22 protein-coding genes are annotated in these 23,701 nt (G+C 43.6%); 3 read left to right on the top strand and 19 right to left on the bottom strand.

Annotation, left to right across the window (positions count from 1 at the left end):
* Positions 1-80: 80 nt before the first annotated feature.
* Positions 81-1,055: a M23 family metallopeptidase gene (locus tag BA724_RS03310; RefSeq protein WP_069937264.1), complete on the top strand. Its 975-nt coding sequence runs from the start codon at positions 81-83 to the stop codon at positions 1,053-1,055.
* A 167-nt stretch (positions 1,056-1,222) separates the two neighbouring features.
* Here the strand turns inward: BA724_RS03310 and prfB are convergent.
* From prfB to flaG, 8 genes are all read right to left on the bottom strand, one after another.
* A protein-coding gene (gene prfB / locus BA724_RS03305) for a peptide chain release factor 2 (RefSeq protein ID WP_141719860.1) occupies positions 1,223-2,321 on the bottom strand; the annotation gives its coding sequence in 2 pieces (ribosomal slippage) (positions 1,223-2,248 and positions 2,250-2,321; 1,098 coding nt in all).
* 54 nt (positions 2,322-2,375) lie between these two features.
* The gene (secA, locus tag BA724_RS03300; protein ID WP_069937263.1) at positions 2,376-4,886 is read right to left on the bottom strand and encodes a preprotein translocase subunit SecA; all 2,511 of its coding nucleotides are present in this window, start codon (positions 4,884-4,886) and stop codon (positions 2,376-2,378) included.
* 253 nt (positions 4,887-5,139) lie between these two features.
* A complete protein-coding gene (locus BA724_RS03295) occupies positions 5,140-6,189 on the bottom strand; it encodes an SEC-C metal-binding domain-containing protein (protein WP_069937262.1) in 1,050 nt (349 codons plus the stop codon).
* A gap of 101 nt (positions 6,190-6,290) precedes the next feature.
* Complete coding sequence (hpf, locus tag BA724_RS03290) at positions 6,291-6,842, bottom strand: ribosome hibernation-promoting factor, HPF/YfiA family (protein ID WP_069937261.1); 552 nt, start codon at positions 6,840-6,842, stop codon at positions 6,291-6,293.
* 144 nt (positions 6,843-6,986) lie between these two features.
* The gene (gene fliT / locus BA724_RS03285) at positions 6,987-7,331 is read right to left on the bottom strand and encodes a flagellar protein FliT (protein ID WP_069937260.1); all 345 of its coding nucleotides are present in this window, start codon (positions 7,329-7,331) and stop codon (positions 6,987-6,989) included.
* A complete protein-coding gene (gene fliS / locus BA724_RS03280) occupies positions 7,331-7,735 on the bottom strand; it encodes a flagellar export chaperone FliS (RefSeq protein ID WP_069937259.1) in 405 nt (134 codons plus the stop codon). Before fliS ends, fliT begins: the two co-directional genes overlap by 1 nt.
* A 29-nt stretch (positions 7,736-7,764) precedes the next feature.
* A complete protein-coding gene (fliD, locus tag BA724_RS03275; RefSeq protein ID WP_083256029.1) occupies positions 7,765-9,591 on the bottom strand; it encodes a flagellar filament capping protein FliD in 1,827 nt (608 codons plus the stop codon).
* 14 nt (positions 9,592-9,605) lie between these two features.
* Positions 9,606-9,956, bottom strand: a complete 351-nt coding sequence (flaG, locus tag BA724_RS03270; protein ID WP_069937258.1) for a flagellar protein FlaG — start codon at positions 9,954-9,956, stop codon at positions 9,606-9,608.
* 176 nt (positions 9,957-10,132) lie between these two features.
* Here flaG and BA724_RS03265 point away from each other — a divergent pair, with 176 nt between their 5' ends.
* Positions 10,133-10,591, top strand: coding sequence for a choice-of-anchor I domain-containing protein (locus BA724_RS03265; protein WP_069937257.1), 459 nt, complete (start codon positions 10,133-10,135; stop codon positions 10,589-10,591).
* 123 nt (positions 10,592-10,714) lie between these two features.
* The gene (locus BA724_RS03260) at positions 10,715-11,260 is read left to right on the top strand and encodes an S-layer homology domain-containing protein (protein WP_141719859.1); all 546 of its coding nucleotides are present in this window, start codon (positions 10,715-10,717) and stop codon (positions 11,258-11,260) included.
* Positions 11,261-11,433: 173 nt separating this feature from the next.
* Here BA724_RS03260 and BA724_RS03255 read toward each other — a convergent pair whose 3' ends face one another.
* The 11 genes from BA724_RS03255 to BA724_RS03205 all read right to left on the bottom strand — a co-directional run bounded on the left by BA724_RS03255 (position 11,434) and on the right by BA724_RS03205 (position 23,700).
* A complete protein-coding gene (locus tag BA724_RS03255) occupies positions 11,434-12,300 on the bottom strand; it encodes an alpha/beta fold hydrolase (protein ID WP_069937255.1) in 867 nt (288 codons plus the stop codon).
* Between the two features lie 26 nt (positions 12,301-12,326).
* Positions 12,327-12,719: a hypothetical protein gene (locus BA724_RS03250; RefSeq protein ID WP_046178161.1), complete on the bottom strand. Its 393-nt coding sequence runs from the start codon at positions 12,717-12,719 to the stop codon at positions 12,327-12,329.
* A 274-nt stretch (positions 12,720-12,993) separates the two neighbouring features.
* Entirely contained in the window at positions 12,994-14,883 is a 1,890-nt protein-coding gene (locus tag BA724_RS03245; protein WP_069937254.1) for a sigma-54-dependent Fis family transcriptional regulator, read from the bottom strand.
* 140 nt (positions 14,884-15,023) lie between these two features.
* A complete protein-coding gene (locus tag BA724_RS03240) occupies positions 15,024-16,076 on the bottom strand; it encodes an alpha/beta fold hydrolase (protein WP_069937253.1) in 1,053 nt (350 codons plus the stop codon).
* Positions 16,077-16,383: 307 nt separating this feature from the next.
* Complete coding sequence (locus BA724_RS03235) at positions 16,384-17,358, bottom strand: ring-cleaving dioxygenase (protein WP_069937252.1); 975 nt, start codon at positions 17,356-17,358, stop codon at positions 16,384-16,386.
* Between the two features lie 12 nt (positions 17,359-17,370).
* Positions 17,371-17,811 carry a MarR family winged helix-turn-helix transcriptional regulator gene (locus BA724_RS03230; protein ID WP_069937251.1) on the bottom strand — a complete coding sequence of 147 codons (441 nt, stop codon included), beginning with the start codon at positions 17,809-17,811 and terminating at the stop codon, positions 17,371-17,373.
* Between the two features lie 515 nt (positions 17,812-18,326).
* A complete protein-coding gene (locus BA724_RS03225; protein ID WP_069937250.1) occupies positions 18,327-18,968 on the bottom strand; it encodes a YitT family protein in 642 nt (213 codons plus the stop codon).
* A gap of 26 nt (positions 18,969-18,994) precedes the next feature.
* The gene (locus tag BA724_RS03220; RefSeq protein ID WP_069937249.1) at positions 18,995-19,966 is read right to left on the bottom strand and encodes a 2-hydroxyacid dehydrogenase; all 972 of its coding nucleotides are present in this window, start codon (positions 19,964-19,966) and stop codon (positions 18,995-18,997) included.
* Positions 19,967-20,020: 54 nt separating this feature from the next.
* Entirely contained in the window at positions 20,021-21,025 is a 1,005-nt protein-coding gene (gene pdxA / locus BA724_RS03215) for a 4-hydroxythreonine-4-phosphate dehydrogenase PdxA (RefSeq protein ID WP_069937248.1), read from the bottom strand.
* A gap of 23 nt (positions 21,026-21,048) precedes the next feature.
* A complete protein-coding gene (locus tag BA724_RS03210; protein ID WP_069937247.1) occupies positions 21,049-22,254 on the bottom strand; it encodes a hydroxyacid-oxoacid transhydrogenase in 1,206 nt (401 codons plus the stop codon).
* Positions 22,255-22,266: 12 nt separating this feature from the next.
* Positions 22,267-23,700: an aldehyde dehydrogenase family protein gene (locus BA724_RS03205; protein WP_069937246.1), complete on the bottom strand. Its 1,434-nt coding sequence runs from the start codon at positions 23,698-23,700 to the stop codon at positions 22,267-22,269.
* Position 23,701: the final 1 nt, after the last annotated feature.

The raw sequence follows: 23,701 nt of genomic DNA, 5'->3' as shown, positions 1-23,701 counted from the left end.
TATTCATCCAACAACTAACAGGAAATGTTGACGGGCAGATGGGCACGATAAGCGGTGTAAAAGAACGGAGGGGTGTGTAAATGTCAAAGTGGAGCCGGCTGCCAGTGGCATGCCTCGCCTTTTATTTTTTCTTTGCTTTGCCCGTTTCAGCAGAGGATCTTTTAAACGAACGGATGGCGTATTATGAAAAAGTTGAAAAAACAACGTTGCTGCCCTGGTATTATCTCGCCGCCGTTAATCAGTATGAACGCAATATTCAAGTTGTCCGTGATGATATTCCGGATAAAGACGGTCCAGCTGCTATACACTTTTCCCGTGCATTTTGGGCTGGAAAGCTGAACCCGATGAAAAAAACGACAACACCGGCGCTTATTTCTTTTTTTGGCGGATACGGCCAGGATGGAAACGAGGATGGAAAAGCCGATCCCGATAACCCAGATGATGTCTTTTATACGATGGCGCATGTATTAACGAAACATGGCTTCACAGAAAAAGACATTCAGAAATCGTTAAAAAGCTATTATAAAAAAGACGAAACGGTTAAGCAGATACTGACTATTGCTGCACTATATCAACACTTTGATAAAATTCAGCTTGATGATCACTCCTTTCCGCTGCCGCTTGGGCATGATTACAGCTACCGGAGCACGTGGGGTGATAAACGGGGCTGGGGCGGACGGCGCATTCATGAAGGAACGGATCTTTTCGCTTCTTATGGTGTTCCAGTCCAGGCCACAACATACGGAGTCATTGAAGTAAAAGGATGGAACGAATATGGAGGGTGGCGGATTGGCATACGTGACGCTCAAAATGTGTATCATTATTTTGCCCACCTGTCCGGCTTTGCAGAGAACATTAAAGAAGGCATGATTGTAAAGCCTGGCACCGTCATTGGATATGTAGGCAGCTCCGGCTACGGCAAGCAGGGCACATCTGGTTTATTCCCGCCTCATCTTCATTACGGCATGTACAAGTACAACGGCCGGACCGAGTGGGCATTTGACCCGTACCCTTCTCTTGCGCATTGGGAACAGCAGGACCGGCAATCACAATGATGGCTGGATAAAAATGTAGTGCCATTAGGCTTGTTTTGTGCGATGTTCTCATGCTATGGTGCGAATTGGACTCATTTCATGCGATTCAGCCTTATTTTGTGTAACTTTTCAAAGTTGTTTTATTTTTAATCAACAAAAAAGCTGCCTCGGCTGAGACAGCTTTTTTATTATAAGCGGGAGCGAAGATAGGCATTAATGAATGCACTAATATCGCCATCCATAACCGCTTGAATGTTCCCTGTTTCTTCGTTTGTCCGGTGGTCTTTCACCATAGAATACGGATGGAAGACGTAGGAACGGATCTGGCTTCCCCAGCCGATTTCTTTTTGCTCGCCGCGGATTTCCAGAAGCTCGGCTTCCTGCTCTTCCAGCCGGCGCTGATACAATTTACCTTTGAGCATTTTCATCGCATGCTCACGGTTTTTAATTTGCGAACGTTCGGTTTGGCACGTCACAACAACACCTGTCGGGATGTGAGTAATCCGGACAGCGGAATCCGTCGTATTAATATGCTGGCCACCGGCGCCGCTCGCCCGGTACGTATCAATTTTCAAATCTTCCGTCCGAATGTCGATCTCGATTTCTTCGTTAAATTCCGGCATCACTTCACACGACACGAAAGACGTATGACGGCGGCCTGATGAATCAAATGGTGAAATCCGTACGAGACGGTGAACGCCTTTTTCCGCTTTTAAATAGCCGTATGCGTTATGGCCTTTAATCAGCAGGGTAACACTTTTCACACCCGCTTCATCGCCCGGCAGGTAATCGATTGTTTCCACTTTGAAGCCGCGCTTTTCCGCCCAGCGTGTATACATGCGAAGCAGCAGCGATGCCCAGTCCTGCGACTCGGTTCCGCCGGCGCCCGGATGAAGCTCAAGGATTGCGTTGTTTTTATCATGCTGCTCGCTAAGAAGCATCTGCAGCTCATAATTTTCAAGACGTGTACTGAATTTTTTCATTTCCTCAGTAAGTTCTGCATGCAAATCCGCGTCATTTTCTTCTTTTAATAACTCATGAGTCATTTCAAGATTTTCCTGTGTCTCCACAAGGTCCTTATATTCATTGACCATCTCTTTCAATGCATTCGATTCATTGATGACCGTTTGGGCACCATTCTGGTCGTTCCAAAAATCAGGGTCAAGCATGCGGTCTTCAAGTTCCGCCATTCGAGCCTCTTTGTTTTCTAAGTCAAAGAGACCCCCTGAAGTCCGCCAATTTTTCGGCTGAATTGTCAAGCGTGTTACGAATTTCAAATAGTTCCATCTGATCCACCTCGGGTTAATTTTATAAGAGCTTCGTGAAGATTAGCCGCACCTGTTACTCTTGAAGTCCATGACAGTTTTTAAATTTCTTGCCGCTTCCGCACGGACATAGCTCATTACGGCCGATTTCCGGTGCTTTGCGGAGCGGTTTTTTCTTTTTCGCGCCTTCGTCTTCTTTCGGATTAACCGCTTGCCCTTTTGCGACTTCCTGCCGCTCCAGATTGCTGCGGATTTCCGCTTTCATGACGTATTTAGACGCTTCTTCATTAATCGCTTCAATCATTTGTTCAAACATCGCAAAACCTTCGTTTTGATACTCGCGAAGCGGATCAATTTGGCCGTACGCACGTAAATGAATGCCCTGGCGAAGCTGGTCCATCGCATCGATATGGTTAATCCATTTTGAATCGACCGCACGAAGCAGAACGACTTTTTCAAATTCACGCATTTGCTCGGCACCAAGCTGTTCTTCACGCTCATTGTAGCGTTTCATTACTTTTCCCGTAATGATGCCGCTGATCGTATCGAGGCTCTGGCCGCGAAGTTCATCTGCTGAAACCGCGCCTTCTTCAAGCAGGTTCGCGTTCACAGTATCCGCAATGCCTTCTGCGTTAAACGGTTCCGCTGCCTCATCATCGTTCGCATGTGCCGCAATGGTTGCGGCAATCGCTTTTGTTACCATGTCCTCTAAAATGTTGCGCAAGTTTTCGGATTCCAGCACTTCATCACGCTGCTTGTAAATAATTTCACGCTGCTGGCGTAATACATCATCATATTCAAGAAGCCGTTTCCGCGCATCAAAGTTGTTCCCTTCCACGCGTTTTTGCGCAGATTCGACTGCACGGGAAACCATTTTGCTTTGAATGGGCTGCGTGTCATCCATACCGAGTTTTGCCATCATCGACTTCATGTTATCCGAGCCGAAACGGCGCATCAATTCATCTTCCATCGATAAATAAAACTGCGTTACACCCGGATCGCCCTGCCGCCCGGAACGCCCGCGGAGCTGATTGTCAATCCGGCGTGACTCATGGCGCTCAGTTCCGATAACCGCCAAGCCGCCAAGGTCTTTTACGCCATCACCAAGTTTAATATCGGTTCCGCGTCCAGCCATGTTCGTGGCAATCGTAACCGCACCCGGCTGACCCGCATTTAAAATAATTTCAGCTTCTCTTTCATGATTTTTCGCATTTAACACATTATGTGGAACGCCCTTTTTCTTTAAATGAGCAGAAATAAGTTCGGACGTTTCGATCGCAACAGTCCCGACTAGAACGGGCTGCTTTTTCTGATAACGCTCATAAATATCTTCCGCGACTGCCATAAATTTGCCATTCATCGTCGCATAAATTAAATCGGCCCGGTCATCCCGCGCAATTGGACGGTTTGTCGGAATCGCAATAACACGCATATTGTAAATATTGCGGAACTCTTCTTCTTCGGTTTTCGCCGTACCGGTCATCCCGGATAGCTTTTCATACATGCGGAAATAGTTCTGAAATGTGATCGTCGCCATCGTCATGCTTTCATTTTGAATGTTGACGCCTTCTTTCGCTTCAATCGCTTGATGAAGCCCATCAGAATAGCGGCGCCCTTTCATTAAACGGCCGGTAAACTGGTCAACGATCACCACTTCGCCGTCCTGAACGACGTAATCAACATCACGGTGCATCGTAATACGCGCTTTTAATGCCTGTGTAATATGATGATTTAAACCGACGTGTTTTAAATCAAATAAGTTTTCGATGCCGAATGCTTTTTCTGCCTTCGTCATCCCTTCTTCTGTTAACAGCACGCTTTTCGTTTTAATGTCCACCGTAAAATCATCTTCTTCTTTTAACGTGCGGACAAATGAAAACGCGTGAATATACAGCTGTGTTGATTTCGCTGCCTGGCCGGAAATGATCAGCGGTGTCCGCGCTTCATCGACTAAGATGGAATCGACTTCATCGATGACGGCATAGTGAAGCGGCCGCTGCACTTTATGCTCTTTATACAACACCATGTTGTCGCGCAAATAATCAAAACCGAATTCGTTATTCGTTCCGTACGTAATGTCTGATTCATACGCTTCTTTTTTCTGTTCTTTCGATAAACTGTTTAAATTTAAGCCAACGGTTAAGCCGAGAAATTCATAAAGACGGCCCATTTCTTCCGCATCACGGGACGCTAAATATTCATTGACGGTAATAACATGAACCCCTTTACCGGAAATCGCATTTAAATAAACCGGCATCGTCGCCGTCAGCGTTTTCCCTTCACCGGTTTTCATCTCGGAAATATTGCCTTCATGCAGGGCAATCCCCCCCATGAGCTGCACCCGGTAAGGATAAAGACCGAGCACTCGTTTCGCCGCTTCCCGCACAACCGCAAACGCTTCTGTCAAAAGCTTATCAAGCGATTCGCCTTTTTGATACCGCTCTTTAAATTCTTCCGTTTTCGCTTTTAATGCAGCATCCGAGAGCGCTGCCGTCTCATCCGCAAGCGCTTCAACTTTTTCTGCCATTTTCTCAAGCTTTTTTACTTCTTTTTTATTTGCATCAAACACTTTATCTAATAAACCCATTTAAAACGCTCCTTTTCAGGTTCAACAGGGCAAAACCTTCGCATTTTTCCTACTTAGATAGTACCATTTCTAAGGATGAGCGTACACTCATATGGTCAGAGTGTAGACAAAGTTAAAAAGCAGACTGATTGAAAACGTTTGTCTTTCCAGGAACGCCGCCGGGCGGGAAGCGGAGTGACCCTTGGGAGGTCCTGAGCATTCACGCCCGGCAAGTGACACCGAAAGCGAGCGTTTGTCAACAGTCTGATATGGTTTATTTTTGCCCGCTGCCGGCTGTCAGCAGCTTCTCTTCAAGCACGACCTCCATTTCTTTCTGGCGTTTCGAAAGCGTTGACGCCGAAATAGCATAGCGTCCGGCAATCGCCGCTTTTGATTCTTTTGTTTCTATTAAACCATGTGCCTGCAGGAGACCGATTAAAGCAGCTGTAAACACTTCAGGTTTCCGCACCGCCGGATCTTCTTTTGCGCAGTAATAATTCCAAAGCAGCACCGCCATTTGTGCGACGGGCTGTCCAAACTGTTCCTGCTCAAACGACGATTCAATATGTTCAGCCGTTTCCCGATGTGCTTCTTTTGTCCAGACAAGTGTCGTCAAATCAACAGCTGCATGTCCTTTTTCATAAACCGCAAATAATGTATCCATCACGGTGGCGAAATCATGTGTAAAAAAGTCTTGCGTATCATCGAATGGAGAAGCTTTATACATTTCTCCAATCGCTTTTGTCATCGCCTGTGCATGCGCCGCTTCAAAATGAAAATCAGTCATAAAGAATGTATGGTCCTCTTCATGCGGCAAAAGGGCACCGGTCACAAAAGCCCCAACAAGATCTACACTTCTGAGCGCGCGAATGGAATACGTTTCATCCGTCAAAATGTCGCGCACTTGATACCTCGGTCCGTCACATAATTCAATGACGCCTGCCATAAAGCGGTAGTCGATCCACGATGACACAATTTCTGCTGTACGCTGGCGTGAAATTGAAGGCACACGCCGCTTGACGAATTCTGTTAAAATGGTTTCATTTTCCTTGATCGTGCGTGTTAAAATCGCCCAAATTTCAAACGTTACTAAAAAGACCTGCTCATTTTGCCGCAGTGTTTCATTCAACTGCAGCAGCGGCTGAAATTCTTTTTTCAGCATGGCCGAATGATGTTCCATCGCATAATCAATTAATTCCCGCTGGATCGCGCTTGATTCTTCCACAAGAACCGCTGTAATTGCCGCACCTTCCGTTTTCCCGCAGCATTTTTTATATTTTTTTCCGCTGCCGCATAGGCACGGATCATTTCGTCCAATTGACATGTATATTTTCCTCCTCGTGCAAAATCACGCTCTTTATCATATCATGAATCGCAGACACAAAAAAGAAGCCCGCGTCTGTTGCGGGCTCCTCATCAAATTATTTAGGTTGTTTCAATTAAGCCATACTTTCCGTCGCTTCGTTTGTACACGATGTTTGTGGCATTTGTTTCAGCATCTGTGTAAATGAAGAAGCTGTGGCCAAGCAGGTTCATTTGAAGGACGGCTTCTTCAGAATCCATCGGCTTCAAATCGAATTGTTTTGTCCGGACCACTTGCATATCATCATTTTCTTCTTCCACTGCCTCGTTATCAATCTGCACCGCAAAATAGTCCTGCGGATCGCCTTTTTCACGGAATTTGCGGTTTACTTTTGTTTTATGTTTGCGGATTTGGCGCTCTAGTTTATCTGTAATCAAATCAACGGCTGCATATAAATCCGGATTGCGTTCCTCAGCGCGAAGAACGAGATTTTTCATCGGAATCGTCACTTCTACTTTTGCATTTGTATTATTGTACGTTTTTAAATTAACATGCACATTCGCATTAGGAGTTTCGGTGAAATAACGCTCCAGCTTACTAATCTTTTTTTCTACGTGCTCCCGGATTGCCGGAGTCACTTCAATATTTTCACCACGAATGTTATAGTTCATCATGCGGAACTCCTCCTTCAACTAATTGCTATACTTTAATATTCTTTACATACCCTTCATAATCCTTCTTAATCCACAAAAAAATTTGTCGAATTTTCAAATAATTATTTATACAAAAAAAAACCGGGCTTTTCAGCACCGGAGCAATTAATTGCGTTTATCATAAAAAACGCCGTCTGTCTGTAAAGCTTCGTATGGATTTGAATATTTGCCCATCGATTGTTTTTTCACACTGACTTCACGCAAATCTTCTTTTACCGCCTGGCTTAGCTTTTGAAGATGTGCTTCAATTTCCTGATTCATCAAATTAATTTCACGGCCAAGCTGCTGCTCTTCTTCTGTAAAAGGCGGCTGGATGCCCGGAAGAATCTCTCCGCGCTGATCCAGCAGTTCTTCCGCCTGCTCAATTTGACTGTCACGGTCCTGATTCGCCGCTTCAAGCAAATCAAGAAGCCTTCTTGTCATTTTGTGACAGTCATAAACCGGCGTCATTATACCCGACCGCCGGCACCGACTTGCTGGATGCGGCGGTTCTCCTGAATAACTTGCTTCCACGTATCCCGGAATTCTGTTACAAATTCTTCAACTTCTTTTAAAATCGCCGGATCATTTTTAATATTTGCTGCAACAAGGCGCTCATGAAGAAATTCATAAAGCGAAAGCATATTTTTACCCAAGTCTGTATCCGTTTTAAGTGTAATGCTTAACTCACGGATAATGGCCTGTGCTTTTTGCACATTGATATTTTTTTGCTCAATATTATTTTCTTTCATTGCTTTTTCTGCATAGCGAATAAATTTAATACATCCATTGTATAGCATCAGTGTTAATTCACCTGGAGATGCCGTCGTGACGGAGTTGTTCGCGTATGCCTGCTGTGGATTTGTGATTGCCAAAGAAAGACACTCCTTTTATTAATGTAATCTTACATGCTGAATTGCTGCATCAAATAAGCAGACTGTGAATTCGCATTTTGCATCGCTTTTTCCATCGCCGTAAACTGCTTCCAGTAGCGGTCTTCTACTTGCAGAAGGCGGTCTTCAAAACGGGTGATACTATCATCCACATCTGAAAGCTGGCGGCCAATCGCAAATTTTTGGTTTGTTGAACTGGTGGTTCCGGCACGTTCTTGTAATACATCCATTGTTTTTTTAGCTGTGGCATTTAAACGGTGAATAATCCCTTGCTCGCTAACAGGAGATTTACTTGAACCACCTGTAAATAACGCTTCAACCGCCTCCGGATTTTCCGCGAGCGCTTTTTTCAGCTTTGTTTCATCGATTTCGAGCTTACCGCCTTCACGGTAGTTCTTTGTCGTCGTAATCCCGATTTCAGCCAGTTGGTTATAATCAGCATTTGTGTTACTGTTTGTCACCGACTGAGAAAAGTTGCTTCTCATAGCAGAAAGAACTCCTGTAAGAGCCGTATCCCGGCGCAGTAAGCCACTTTTCGCTTTTTCTTCCCATTGTTCCTGTTGCTTGTCTGACAGTTGCTCGCGTTGATCGTCTGTTAACGGCGTGTATGAACGATATCGAGCTTCATTTGTCTTTGCACTGATTGCAGCAATTAATGTATTGTACTTTTCCACAAAATCTTTAATGTTGTTGTAAACCGTGTCTGTGTCTTTTGAAACCGACACGGAGACTGCTGCTCCTGCATCGCTTGCCGTGCCGCTGTTAAGGGTAGATTTTAATGTAAACGTTACACCGTTCATTTCAAACGTATTAGATGGACGTTCCGTATCAAGTCCATTTATTGTAAATTTGGCATTTGCTCCTTCTGTAGCTGTAGCATCTCCCGTACTCAATTTTAATATATTAATAGTAGCAAAATCCCCGGTAATGGTGATGTTTCTTCCTCCGCTATTGAAGTTGCCTGTTTCTTTTTGCATCATCGATATTTTCTTCGTGAAGGAATCGTAAAGCATCGATACGCCAGCTGAAGAACTGTTCACTTTATTGATTACCTGATTAATGTTTTCCGAGTCATTTACAAGAATCGTTTCCTTTGCTGCTGTTGCGCCCGATCCTTTCGTCTCTATTTGAAAGCTTGTATATTTTTCTCCGGCAGCCGTTGCTGTTTTGACGAAGTTCACTTTAATAGAAGCATTCGCCGCAGGAGCTGTTCCACCGAAAGTCAGCGTGCCATCAGAAGGGTTAATTTTCACTTGCCCATCTGTTGGAGCCGTTCCATCGGGATCAACAACCGTATAGGCGGTTCCATTAACAGTAACAGTCATATCCTCCCACTGCTCGCCTGTCGTATTCGCAATCGTCTCCCCGCTGCCAAGTGTAAGTTTAGCCGATCCCGTACTTGGCATAGTAATCGTTTGAGAAGCAGCGACTCCCTCTTTCCAGCCAGTAGTCAGTCCTTGAGCTTTAAATGTTTGAGTTGTATCTGCTGTAACAGCTGCTGAAACCCAATTTTCTGCTTTGGCAAGACTTGAAATCGATGTGATTGAAAAAGATCCTTGCGAAGCAGCTGTAGAAACCGTTGCCGAAACAACTGATTCATTTGATGATGTCACCGCACTGGCTCGATAATTTTTGGTATGAAGCATCCCGGATATAGACGTTAAATTACGGAAATCCTGTAGCAAGATATTCATTTCTCGATACTGATCCCGCTGCCACTCTAACGTCTGTTTCTTTTGTTTTAGTTTATCAAGCGGCATCCGTTCTGCCTTCATTAAATCTTTAACAATGGACTCTGTGTCCATTCCACTTGCCATTCCGCCTACGCGAAGCACCATAATTGTTGTCCTCCTTATGCTTTTTTATCGACAAACAACCCGATGAACTCGGTCATTGCCGCATACATATCCAATATTTTTTTTGATGGAATTTCTTTAATAATTTCCTCTGAGTTGTTGTCCACAATGACCGCATAATATTCTTGCAGATCTTCATGGTATTCAAATTGAACATGTGTCTGGGTCGGCTGCAAAAACGTGTTGACTTGGTCGGCGAATTTCTGCAGCTCCTCTTCTTTTAATGGAGTGTTTTGTTCTGCCGGCTCTGTGACAGGCTTTTGCTCCATTTCCACTGTTTTTATATCTTTTGCTTCAATCGGTTTGACGACGGCCTGCGCCGAACTTTCTCCTATACGATCAATCATCGTTTTGCCCCCTCCTTACACTTTTTCTTCATTTATATCGGTCCGCTCTTTGTTTTGTTAAGCAAAATCTGGACAATTCGTCTGATTTTACAAAACGTTTACACCATGTTTATACAGATTCTATATAAGAACCCTATGCTAAAAAGAAAAAAGTGAGGGGATTCTTAGGTGTCTACATGCCAGACGCCATTTCTACAGTAACGGTGAATGGCGAAGATTATTTACTGACGGCTAATGAAGGAGACGCAACGGAATGGGAAGAATTCGTGAATGTGTCGGACTTTGGCGACTGGAAAGAAAATGTGCCAGGCAGCGTGCTGGCTCAAACAGACAAATACGACAAGCTTGAAGTGCTGACTGATCGAGGCACGGATGCCATTTACACGTTAGGAAGCCGCTCGTTCTCAATCTGGAAAGCAGACACGATGGAGCAGGTGTTTGACAGCGGCAGCGATTTTGAAACCATCACAGCCCAGCGGCTGCCGGACTACTTTAACTGGTCAAACGACGATGATGAAATGGACAAGCGCAGTGCCAAAAAAGGGCCGGAACCCGAAGAAATTAAAACAGGCATTATTGACGGAAAGCTTGTGGCCATGATCGGGCTCGAGCGCATCGGCGGCGTTATGACGTAGGATATTTCCAATCCTGAAAAGCCCGTTTTTTTAAATTATACAAACACGCTTGATTTTAGCTAGAAGATAGCCGGCGACGTGGCACCGGAAGGCTTCGATTTTATCCCGGCCGAGAACAGCCCGATGAAAAAGCCGATCCTGCTTGTCGGCAACGAGGTGAGCGGCACCATATCTGCTCTTGAATACCGCGGCACTTCATCCATTGGCAAAAAAGCATTTATAGATGGATTTACAGGTGGAACATTTCGGCCGAACCAGCCTGTTACACGAGGAGAATTAACTGCTTTTTTAGCAAGAAATCTTAATATTTCCGGTTCCGGATCACCTTTTAAAAATGTGCCGGCTGGCAGCCGTTTTGCGGATTCTATTGCGGCGGTTTCTGCCCAAGGACTACTCAGAGGGAAATCCAACGGCACATTCGGGGCTGCTGATTCGCTGACTCGTGCTCAATTTGCGATGATGGTAAGCCGTTATATGCATTCTGTTTGTGAAGATGCTGCATTTGCGTCTTACTGTGCACTTCAGCCATCAACAGTGGCCTACAGGGATATCACAAAAGATCATTGGGCGAATGAAGCCATTTACGCGGTGTCTGCAGCCGGCTTAATGAACGGATACGGGAACAGCGAATTCCGCCTTAAAAAACAGTTACCCGTGCTGAAGCGGTAAAAGTGCTGCATCCATTATTCAGCCGAAATACGCCGGACAAAAAAAGAGCACCATTTACGGGTGTCCCAGTCAATCATTGGACGTTTAACGAAATCGAATCCGCTGTAAAATAAAAAACACTAGCACAAACCAACGCCATGGTTTGTGCTAGTAATCCGATATGAGCATGTATTTTACGCTTTTGCTTTATTTGCTGCGCTAATAATGTCCAATGCTTCTTTTAAATAGTTTCGAAATAATTCATGATTTTCACTCATCGGGAAATGGCCAATACCAACCATTTCAATAAATTCCGCATTTTTTATTTGGCTGGCAGTACGCCGTCCATCTTCAGGGGTAGTTAAATAATCATAGTCTCCTGTAAGCATTACTACTTTTACCTTATCCCCTTGTATTTGGTCAAGCTTTCCTCTTAGGTCGTGATCAACGGAGTAAAAATACAAGTCACCCTTAAAAGCCTCTGATCCTTGAGAGTAATAAAACCATGTCGCCCAGCGATCTTTATCCGGTGATTGTGGAGCCATAAGATCCCACACGCCACTTGCACACACTTGAGCAGCGTTCGCATGTGGATGCTGCCACCAATCCAAATAAAACCCTGGGGAATGGTCAGCAGCTTCTACAGGAATTACAGCGTCAAATCGGTCAGGATAGTAAAGGGCCAACTGAAGAGCCACGTTTCCACCAAAAGACGACCCCATAAAAATAGGGTTTTCCAGTTCAAGTGCATCGCAAAGAGTGACGATAAATTTCGTATAGAAATCAGCAGTTAATTTATACTCCTCTTTCCACCACTCCTGGTTAAGCGGCGGATCGGATTTTCCATGCCGAGGAAGGTCATAAGCAATAACGCGATAGTTTTGAGTGAACTCTTCATCTTCAAGAAGCCCCCGCCACTGATGATTGTGACAACCCGCCGTGTGCTGACAAACAATGGGCTGACCGCTCCCATTTTCCAAATAAAATACTTTGTATTCATCTCCCTCAACCTCAATAGTGACATACCGGCCTGTAACAGGTGAAAACTTAGCTTTTGGCATTATTATTTCCTCCTCATCCATTATATTTAAACTGGTGCACCAACAACTCGAAGAATTTCTAGTTGAGCTGTGAGACACCGAAGATTTTGCATTAAAACAAGCAGGTCACCTTCCAATTTCATGTCACCCTGGAAGCTTGCTGCCCAAATACCATGATACATTGGAGGTGGTGTAGGCATCGCAAACTTTCTCCAAGTATCTGCACTGGCACGAATGGCGAATTGATAATGATCAAGCGGGCCAGGATCAACGTTAATTGTGTCAATTTTCCCTGAATGTGTTCGAATAAGAATCTTTTTTGTTTCCATGTCCAATAAATAGGAGCAGGTAAAAAACTTTCCGTGTGCACTTAATTCTTCATTTCTATCGTTCTCTTCTTGAAAACGAGTGGACCATTCGTACTCTGCAGCAACTGCCATAATTAATTCCTCCTTTTAACTATGCTTTAGTAGAGTGCTTTTATTCCTCTACTACTTTTTATAAATGCAATATGTGTGCCAAAAGGATGAAGAGTTTAATAGAAGGATATTACAGCTTCTTTTATTGTTTTGCCCCTTTAATTTATATGCAGTACCTGTTCCGCAGCACGATCAGTGTCCGGGCATCGGGACATTTTATAAAACGATAAAAGAAAAAAGTCTGTGCAAAATCAGCGGTCACTGACTTTTGCACAGACAATAATACTGTTAGCAATTACATGCTGTACTTTTCTAATTTACGGTATAAAGCACTTCGTGAAATATTTAGCTCTTTGGCAGCTTGTGCCCGATTTCCTTTTGTTTTTCTTAATGCCAATTGGATCTGTTCACGTTCATTTAAAGAGAATATGGATGTTTCATCTACATCCAAAAAGTCTTGGATTTGTAATGTGTCAATTTGGTCTTGGTCATGAAGATAAGTAATTCGCTCAATAAAATTCCGAAGCTCACGTAAATTACCGGGCCATTGATAGCTTTTAAGAAGTTCAATTGCTTGTGGAGTGAAGGTTATGATTTTACGATGAGCTTCTTTACAAGATGAGGAAATCATGCTATTAATCAATGACTCTAAATCTTCCGGCCGTTCTCGTAATGGAGGAAGCTGAACAGTAAATACATTAAGACGATAAAACAGGTCTTCCCTAAATTCCCCCTTTTCAACTAATAATGGCAAAGACTTATGGGATGCTGCAATGAATCGTACATCTACGGGGACAGGAATGGTACTTCCGATTCTTGTTAATTGTTTTTCTTCCAATGTACGGAGAAGAATCGCTTGAAGGTCAAGAGGCATATCAGCAATCTCATCCAAAAATAAAGTACCTCCATTTGCTGCTTCTATTTTTCCGATGTTCCCTTTCTTGTTTGCTCCTGTAAAAGCCCCTGGAGCATAGCCAAATAGCTCAGAAGCAATTAGTTCTTTCGGTAAAGAAGCACAATTTAACGCTATAAAAGGTTTGTTATACCTGCTGCTTTCCTGATGTATTGCCCGCGCCATGAAATCTTTGCCGGTACCGCTTTCCCCTTTAAGAAGAACACTCGCATTGCTTTTGGAAATTTTCACTATTCTATTTAAGGTTTTATTAAACACAGTATTCTTTGTTTGAAAGGTATTATGAATATGTGATTGGTCCTGATGTGTGTTTTTTGCTGTAGAATAGAAAGTTTGCTTATTAACTTCGGGTTTGATTAGAATAATTGTGGCTATGTCTTGATTCCATTTCGTTAATAGCTTTGATTCTATGAGGTATCTTTTCCCCTTCAAAACAATTTCTTCGTTCTTCTCTTTTACTTGATTTTTCAAATAATTAAATATAGAGTGCTCGTTCCTTCTATTCGAAAAATGTTCCTGCTGGAGTAATTGGATAAATTGAAACGCTGACTTATTTTTGTATATCATCCTGCCCCATTTATCAAATGAAAGAATACCAGTGGACTGTAAATTAATATCCCCGGAGTGAATGAGAATTTGGGATAATACTTCTGTCTCTATTCTATTTTTCTCATAATGCATTCTTTCCGCTATAGCCCGTGCCCCTGAAATCGCTAATGTGTACAATTCACGTATATCATTTCCAGGGCCTACCCGACACACATCGAACACACCTACAAACTCGCCATCTACAAAAATAGGGCATGCCGAACAATCCCACACTCGAAAGGCTGTGCAATAATGTTCCATCGCTGATGTGGCCATAGCGGTCCGGGTTCTAAGAGCGATAGAAAGTCCTGTAGAACCGACACTATCTTCCATCCATCTCGCGCCAGGGTAAATCCCCCCGGGATCGCATATTCGCTGCGCTTTTGCATCCGCCATCATCTCAATTAAATACCCATCCGCATCAGCAAGTAAAAGCAAGTAGCCGCCGCCTTTTAAGCAACTGTATAATTCTCTCATAACCGGAGCGGCCGCTGATAACAGATCTTCGTTTTTTTCACGCCTTTTTGCAAATTCATTATTGCTGATATGACTTACTACTTGATCCAATTCATGAGAAATACCTAATTGTTTACACATTCTCCATGAATCTAAAATTTCTTTCCTAATGTCTTTATCCGTTTCTCCGTGGAGTACAAACTGCTGCCATGAAAGCGTAGCATTCAAAGGTTTTCCCCCTTTTAAGTAGGAATGTTGATGTTCAGGTTCGTATCCGGCCGTACTTATCGATGTCTTAAAGTATCAAGCTATACTAGAAAATCCCACACCCGACTATAAAGAAAGCGATTACAAAATAATTCTGAATGTTAAATTTTTATGGCCAAAAGGTCAGAAAGGTGTTTATCTATCTGCTCGGAATAAGCTGTTCCTTCTGCTCCAAACAAAGCGTAGTGGCCACAGATACTTTTAATGACTCTAAATTCACTATTTGGAATTAATGTTTGCTCATCTTCACAATCTTTTGGCGGAAAAAACATATCCGAATCAATAGGCATAACAAAAACTTTTGCTTTGATTCTCCCAAGTGCTTCTTGAAGATCGCCACCTGTCATTCTGCTCACATCGCCCCGCTGCCATTTCCATGCCATCCAAAGAAGGGCATTCGGATCCATTTCACAAAACAAGGGCTCAAGAAAATCATGTATAAATTCGTCTAAAGAGTTCACACCATATAAGCGCCAGGCTTCTTGTTTATAAAATTCAGTGCTCAATCCCATGACACTCCATAATTTAGCATGCCTTTTCAGCCCGGCTGAAACGTCTTTACAGGATTGATAGTTACCGTCATTCCAGTTTGGATCGGATGTAATGGCTTCAATTAGTGTTTCCGCATATAGAAAATCATGTATGGTATTTTTGGCGGTTCCTGCAATCGGCGCTGCCCGTTTAACCATATCGGGATAACGAACTGCCCATTCATAGGTTTGCTGGGCTCCCATTGACCCGCCCACAACGAGAGCTAATTCTTCGATTCCAAATTTTTCAGTAATAAGCTTGTGCTGAGCACGGACATCATCACTGATCCGTACTTTGGGGAAGTTTGCCATGTTTAATGGTGCCGGCGTATTATGCGGAGAGCTTGAAAGCCCATTCCCTAACTGGTTAACGATGATAATGAAATACTTTTCTGGATCCAGCGCTCTTCCGTTTCCTATGTAGGTCTCCATTATTTTACTCGTACCGGAAAACCAGGTTGGAATTAGAATGGCATTGTCTTTTGTTTTATTTAATTCACCAAACGTTACATACGCAAGCTTGCCATTTTGAATGGCACCACCTTCTTCTAACTGAAAATCACCTAAATCATAACTTTCATAAGGCCCATGGATCTCTTGTGTGTAATACTCACTTTTAATCATCCCAACACCTCTTTTTTTGAAAATTCTGAACTATAGGATTATACTATTTTTCTTTATTGCTGTCTATACGAGCTACTCTCATGTTTTTATAGTCTTGTATAAATTTATGAAGGTTTGCTTGCTGTATCGATTTTTACTTTAGTATAAAAAAGTAAGTCATCCTTCAAACCGGCTAAGCGGAGGATTGACTTACTTTCTGGAGATGCCTGAATCCCTAGGGAATTTCCTTTGCAAATCCGTTGATTTTTGCTGCACCGCCGGGCTTTTTAAATCTATTTGATGCCATCATTTGTTGTGTCATTTATGTTTATTTAAAATTTGTTGGCAGCGGCTTTAAACGGGCTTCAATCTGCTCACGTTGTGGCTCTAAAAATGGCGGCAGCGCGAGCGATTCACCGAGATGCTCCAGCTCTTCATCCGTGTCAAAGCCAGGTCCGTCTGTCGCGACTTCAAACAAAATGCGGTTTGCCTCGCGGAAATACAGTGATTTAAAGTAAAACCGGTCCACAAAGCCGGAATTGCCAATGCGTGCCTCACGCAGGCGCGCGATCCATTTGTGCAGTTCTTCTTCATCCTCCACACGGAATGCCACGTGGTGAACGCCTCCGCGTCCCTGCCGTTCAGGCGCCAGGTCGTTGCGCTCTTCCACATGCACCTCCGCCCCGGTACCGCCCTCGCCTGTTTCAAATACAATAACGTCCGGCTGCCCTTCTGCTGGTGACGGATAGCGGCTTACTTCCCGGAAGCCCATCACTTGCGTTAATGTATCCGCGGTTGGATTTAAAGAAGGAACGGTTAAATGAACCGGACCGAGACCGATTATGCCGAATTCAGCTGGAACCGGGCTTTTTTTCCAAGGTGAACCGCCTTGAACACCATCATTTGTTTCATCTGAAATTAAGAAAAAGCGTTGTCCTTCAAAGTCCTGGAATGGCATTGCTTTGCGTCCTCCCTGATCAATGACATCCTGATACGTTACACCAAATTCATTAAATCGATTTTTCCAGTATTCAAGTGCTGCATCATTCGGCACACGGAGTGACAATCCTGAAATAGAGTTGTTGCCATTGTGATTTCTTGCTGCCATCGGAATTTCAAAAAAGGTTAATTCCGTGCCGGGATTTCCTTTTTCATCACCGTAAAATAAGTGATACATAGACGTGGAGTCTTGATTGACCGTTTTCTTAATTAACCGCATCCCTAAAACTTCTGTATAAAACTTCACGTTTTCTGCCGCATTCGCTGTAATCGCCGATACGTGATGAATTCCTTTAAATTCCATGTGATTCACTCCTCAAGATTGTAATTTTTTCAGCAAAAAAAGCAGCTGCTTTTTTTCGTCTATAGAAAGCTTTCCAAACTGATCCGCTTGAAACTGTTCCTGCGCCGGCAGTACGTTATCCAGCAATATACGCCCTTCTTCTGTAAGTGTAATGTATTTCGTTTTCCACTCACGCTTCCGCTGAACCCAGCCAAGCTGCTCCATTTTCGACAGCATATGAGTCATGTTGCCTTTTGTGACGAGCAGTTTTTCAGCCAGATCCCGCTGGCAGATGCGCTCGTTCGCTCCAACCTGTGCCAAAATATCAAACTGAGCGATCGATAAACCCCACTTTTTCAAATGCTGATTCGACCGGCGGATGCTTTTATTGTAAAAACGCGACAGCCGAAACCAGGCCAGAATACTGATCATCCGCTCCCGCTTCTGCACCCTGCTCACTTCCTTTTCATTCATGCTTTCAGTTTAATATTAAACTGATGAACAAGCAACAAAAGCACTGACTTTTTTAAGAGCGGAACTTGTTAATCATCCAGATGGAATCATGAACAGTGTACTCCACGAGCGGGTTTCATAGAATATTTTTAAGTCCGTACCACTAACCTTGAAAAGAATGAAGCTGCTGTTTCTTGCTCGAAAAAGACCTGAACATGATCCGAATCCTTAGTCATTCTGGCAGCGTGAAAGCAGCGAAAATACTAATAATCTACTTCGTGAATTTCTTCAAAGAGGGACCGGTTTTAAACAGTATAAGAAAAAAGAAAGATAGATATCCGTATTGAAGCGAAACTAAAACAGCCAGCCACCGGTCCAATACCGGCAGCTGGCTGTTTAAAAGATGTTTTGATTCCTATCTCAAAAGCGTGGATAGTTTTCAAAGAGGAGCTCCATAACGCAGCCAAGCACTCTGCAGACATATCAGGTGAACTTTCATTTTCAATCCGACTGTTCAAGGTTTCTTGTTTTTGTTCTCAGGCTAATTTTCTATTTATTGCTGTTTTTTTCGATACGAGATAAATACCAAGCGCACTGAAGAATGTAAGTACCAATGAGAAAATCGTTTCTGTCATCCCAATTAAAAATAATGATAATGGATAAACGGAAGCATCAATAAAAAAAACAGCTTTGGTCAGGGAAACACCATAATGGTCATGCAACATTTTTCCAAGCATCGATCCACCGCCGAGGCTGGCGTTCATGCTGGCTAAAATTCCAAGTGCAACACCCATCCACAATCCGCCAACAGCGCTGCCAATCCAAATGTTCTGAATGCCATACGCAAGAAGCGGCTCTTGCAGAAATCCGATCAGCAAAGAAACGGTTAGCATGGAAATAGCCGACTTGTAGAATAATTCTTTGTAAAAGAAAAAAGCCGTTATAAATAATGGCATATTTAAAAGAAAAATACCGAGCCCTATGTTAAATTCATATAAATAATACCCCATTTGACTTAAACCGGTCATGCCGCCGTTCATAATTTGATTCGGAACAGCGAATAAAATATTTCCTATAGCAAAAAACAAAATCGCCAAAAAAATGAAAAAAGATTGCTTAATATTTTTTTTGTTGAAATGCCCGGCCATTTGGCTGTGCTTTCTTCTGTTTTCACTCATGATATAAGTTCTCTTTCCTCCACGGTTTAAGTGATTTTCACTTCAAACGGCAGCTCTTTATTTTCTATACCAGCAATTAAATTTTCAGCTGCAATGAGCGCCATTTTTGTTCTTGTGGCCACACTTGCGCTTCCGATATGCGGCAGAACCGTGACATTCGGCAATGTCAGCAGAGGGTGGCTTGTAGAGACAGGCTCCTCCTCAAATACATCCAGCCCCGCAGCCCAAATTTCTTTACTTTTAAGCGCCTCGAACAATGCAGTTTCATCGACATTTGTGCCGCGTGATGAGTTAATAAACACAGCGCTTCGCTTCATACGCTTAAATTGTTTTTCTCCCATTATGTACCCTGTTTCAGCCGATCCCGGCGCTAAAAGTACAACGAAATCGGATCTCGTCAACAGTTCGTCCAGTGAACAATAGGAAGCATTCAAATTCTCTTCCATTTCAGGACGGCGGTTCCGATTGTGATATAAAATATTCATATTAAAGCCCGCTGCCCGGCGTGCCACACCTTCACCAATCCGCCCCATGCCAATAATGCCGATCGTTGCACCGTAAATATCCTGTCCGGTCAGCAGCATAGGCCCCCAGCTCTTCCAGCGGCCCTGCCGTACATAATCAGAGCCTTCCACGACTCTTCTTGCAGCTGCCATCAATAATGCAAAAGTTAAGTCAGCCGTCGTTTCTGTCAAAATACCCGGCGTATGCCCAACAGCAATTCCTCTCCGTACAGCTTCTTTAACATTTATATTATCAAACCCGACTGCCATCGTGCTAATCGCTTTTAAATTTGGCGCCTGATCGAGCAGCGCTTTATCGATTCGGTCCCCCACGTTTGTGTACAGGCCTGCCGCGTCTTTTATTTCTTCCGATAAGATTTCGTAAGGCATTGGCAGCTCCTCGTAATCCCACATGTAAATCTCTCCATGCGCTTTTAGACGTTCAAGCGCTTGTTCCGGTATCTTTCTTGTCACAACAATTTTGCGTTTATTCATGCTATCCCTCCTAAAATGAAGAGGAACAGCAAATGTGCTGTTCCTTCGTGAAATTTATATAGTGCGCTTCGGTGCAAGTTCAATTCCTTGTCGAATTGCTTCTTTTAAGCTTAGTTCATCCGCAATTCCTTTTCCAGCAATATCAAAAGCAGTACCATGGTCCACGCTTGTACGAATAATCGGCAAGCCAACCGTGATATTTACGCCTGACTCAAGGCCAAGTACTTTGACAGGACCATGCCCTTGATCATGATACATGGCAACCACAATATCAAAATCACCGCGAACCGTTCGGAAAAATAGTGTATCCGCTGGCAGCGGACCGACAACGTGAATTCCTTCTTTTTGTGCCTTTTCTACTGCAGGAATAACTTTTTCCTCTTCTTCACCGTAGCCGAACAGGCCATTTTCTCCGGCATGTGGATTAATCCCGCAAACGGCAATGCGCGGTTCTTTGTAGCCCGCTTTAATAAGTGTATCATGTGCGAGCTTAATAACCGTATACACGCGAGAAGGGTTGATTTTCTTTACAGCATCTATAATACCAACATGAGTCGTCACATGAATGACTTTTAAATTCGGTGCAGACAGCATCATTGAAAAATCTTCTGTATTTGTCAGTGTAGCGAGAATTTCCGTATGGCCCGGATAAATATGTCCACCTTTATGCAGCGCTTCTTTATTTAAAGGCGCTGTACAAATTCCATCAATTTTCCCTTCATTCGCCAATTTGATCGCTCTTTCAAGATAGCGGAATGCTGCATTGCCTGCTTTTGCGGAAATTTGCCCGAATGGCAGGTCTTCCGGCAGCAAGTCTAAATCAACACACTCGACAATTCCGTATTCAAATGTCGCTTGATCAGGGGAAGAAATCCGTTTTACTTGTGCGTGATTATTCACAATTTTTCCGGCTCTCTCCAGCATTTTTGCATCTCCAATAACAAATGGAGCACATGCGTCATACACTTTTTCATCCTTCAGCGCTTTCATAATAATTTCAGGCCCTACACCGGCGCCGTCACCCATTGTAATCCCGATTATCGGCTTATTCATTGACATGCCGTCATCACTCCCCTCGTCTTTTAAAAAGCGCTTTGCAAGAGTTCTTCAAATCCTTTTTGTGTCGGAACCCGTGGATTGTTGCGGACTAATCGAGCAATCTCTAATGCTTTTTCTGCGATGGAAGGAATGTCCTCTTCTTTAATACCAATTTGTGATAAATGAGTCGGCAAGCCAATGTCTTTTAATAACTGCAGTACGGCATCCCCAGCAGCCTGTGCTTTTTCCTTTACCGAGAGCCCTTCAGCAGCTACACCGAAAGCATCTGCGATATTGCCCATTTTTTCCGTTTCAATTGCTGCATTAAATTTCATTACATACGGCAGTAACAGCCCTGTTACTTCTCCATGAGGTGACTTCACCAATCCGCCGATAGGATAAGCGAGCGCATGTGCAGCGGCTGTTCCCGCATTTGAAAACGCCATGCCGGCAAGCAGACTGCCAGCGAGCATATTTCCTCTCGCTTCTACGTTGCTTCCCTGCTGTACAGCAAGCGTCAAGTTGTCAGCGATCAGCTTAATCGCATGCAGAGCAAGTGCATCACTAATTGGAAGTGAGCCCTGGAATAAAATATTTCCTTCTGCTTGAATGTACTGTGATTTTTTCGCTGTGTATGCCTCTACTGCATGAGACAGTGCATCGATCCCTGAGCATGCCGTCACATATGACGGGAGACCAAGGGTCAATTCCGGATCAAGAAGTGCTACCGCCGGACGCAAGTAATTATCAGAAATACCAGCTTTAATATTGTTTTCTGTATCTGTTAAAACGGCTACAGATGTTACTTCAGAACCTGTACCTGCTGTTGTTGGAATCGCAATAAGCGGTGCAATTGGTCCAGGAATCTGGTTTTCCCCACCGTAATAATCGAGCGGGTGTCCACCATATTTAATAAGCAGCGCAGCGATTTTCGCCATATCGATACTGCTGCCGCCGCCAAGTCCGATAATCGCATCTGTTTCCATTTGTGATTTCGCAAATTCATAGCATTCAATTGCACTTGAAACAGGCGGCTCCGGCACTACTTTATCATATACCACCACGTTATAATCAGCGTCTTTCAGAAGGGTAATAATCCGATCCGCAATGCCTGCGTTGACAATCCCTGGATCCGTGACCAATAAAACATTTTTTGCATTTAATCGTTTTAAAATAGAATCAAGCTGCTGTACCGCTCCATTGCCAAATACAATTCTCTCTGTGGAGAAAAATTCCCAAATATTTCTCATTTTTCATTCTCCTTATAAATTAATTACAACGATTTTTTCGTCTGTCATTTCCTGTACCGCATAACGAGGACCTTCTTTACCAAAGCCGCTGTCTTTTACACCGCCATACGGCATAACATCTGCCCGGTACGTAGATACATCATTAATGATGACTCCGCCAAATTCCAGCTCGAGTGCAGCACGCATAGCTAACTGAATATTTGATGTAAATAATCCAGCCTGCAAGCCAAAACGGCTGTCATTTGCTTGATCAAATGCATCTTGAATTTCTGAAAAAGGAATAATCGTAATAACCGGCGCAAATACTTCCTGACACACTACTTTCATATCCGGCTTCACATCCGCTAGAATGGATGCGTCAAGGATGCTGCCATTTCGCTGTCCCCCAAAGAGCACTTTTGCACCCTGTTCTTCAGCTTCACGAATCCATTCTTCTGCACGCATTGCTTCTTTTTCAGAAATCATCGGTCCGATGTCCGTTTCCGGATCTTCCGGATTGCCTACACGCAGTGAACCGGCAACCTTTACCGCTTTCTCTACGAACGACTCGTATACATCCTCGTGAACATACACACGCTGCACAGAAATGCAGGCTTGTCCGGCATTTGAATATCCCCGTGTTACGCATAGTTCTGCTGCTTTATCAAGATCAGGTGCATCATTATGTACAATGTTAGGAGAGTTGTTTCCAAGTTCCAATGTCAATCGGCGGAGTCCTGTTGTGCTCTTAATATGGCGTCCTACCCCGGGGCTTCCTGTAAATGTGAAATGGGCGATTCTTTCATCTTCCAATAAATATTGTCCCGTTTCACGGCCAAGACCATTAACCACGTTAAAGAATCCTGCCGGCAAGCCCGCTTCTGTTAAAATTTCTGTCATTTTGCAGGCGATAATCGGCGTTACCTCAGCTGGTTTTAAGACAATCGTATTTCCTGCCGCAATAGCAGGCCCGATTTTATGAACAGTAAGATTAAACGGGAAATTAAATGGTGTAATCGCTGCAACAACGCCAACCGGGACACGCACAGTAAAAGCAAGCTTTCCATCGTTGCCAGGCTGTCCAAGCGGAATTCCTGTGCCAGCGATTCGTTTCGCTTCTTCTGCCGATGCAATAAACGTTTGGATGCCGCGGTCAATTTCAGCGCGTGCATCTTTCAAAACTTTCCCGACTTCCCGAACAAGAATAAGCGCAAGCTCCTCTTTGCGTTCTTTAAAAATGTCAGCAGCCCGCATTAAAATCTCATATCTCTCATAAGGGCTCAGCTTTTTCGTGCGGAATGTTTCAAGTGCATTTGTTACCGCTTGATCCACTTCTTCACGTGATGCTTTTCCGATATGTGCATATTCCTCTCCTGTAAATTTATTGATCACAGGGAGTGTTTCTTGTGACGTATGCCATTCACCATTAATATATTGACCGTATGTACTCACTTGTGAATTACTCATT

This window comes from Domibacillus iocasae, from assembly GCF_001750285.1.
In the GTDB taxonomy this organism is placed as follows: domain Bacteria; phylum Bacillota; class Bacilli; order Bacillales; family Domibacillaceae; genus Domibacillus; species Domibacillus iocasae.
The sequence above is the reverse complement of the archived record's forward strand: the minus strand, read 5'-3'. Positions and strand labels throughout refer to the sequence as shown.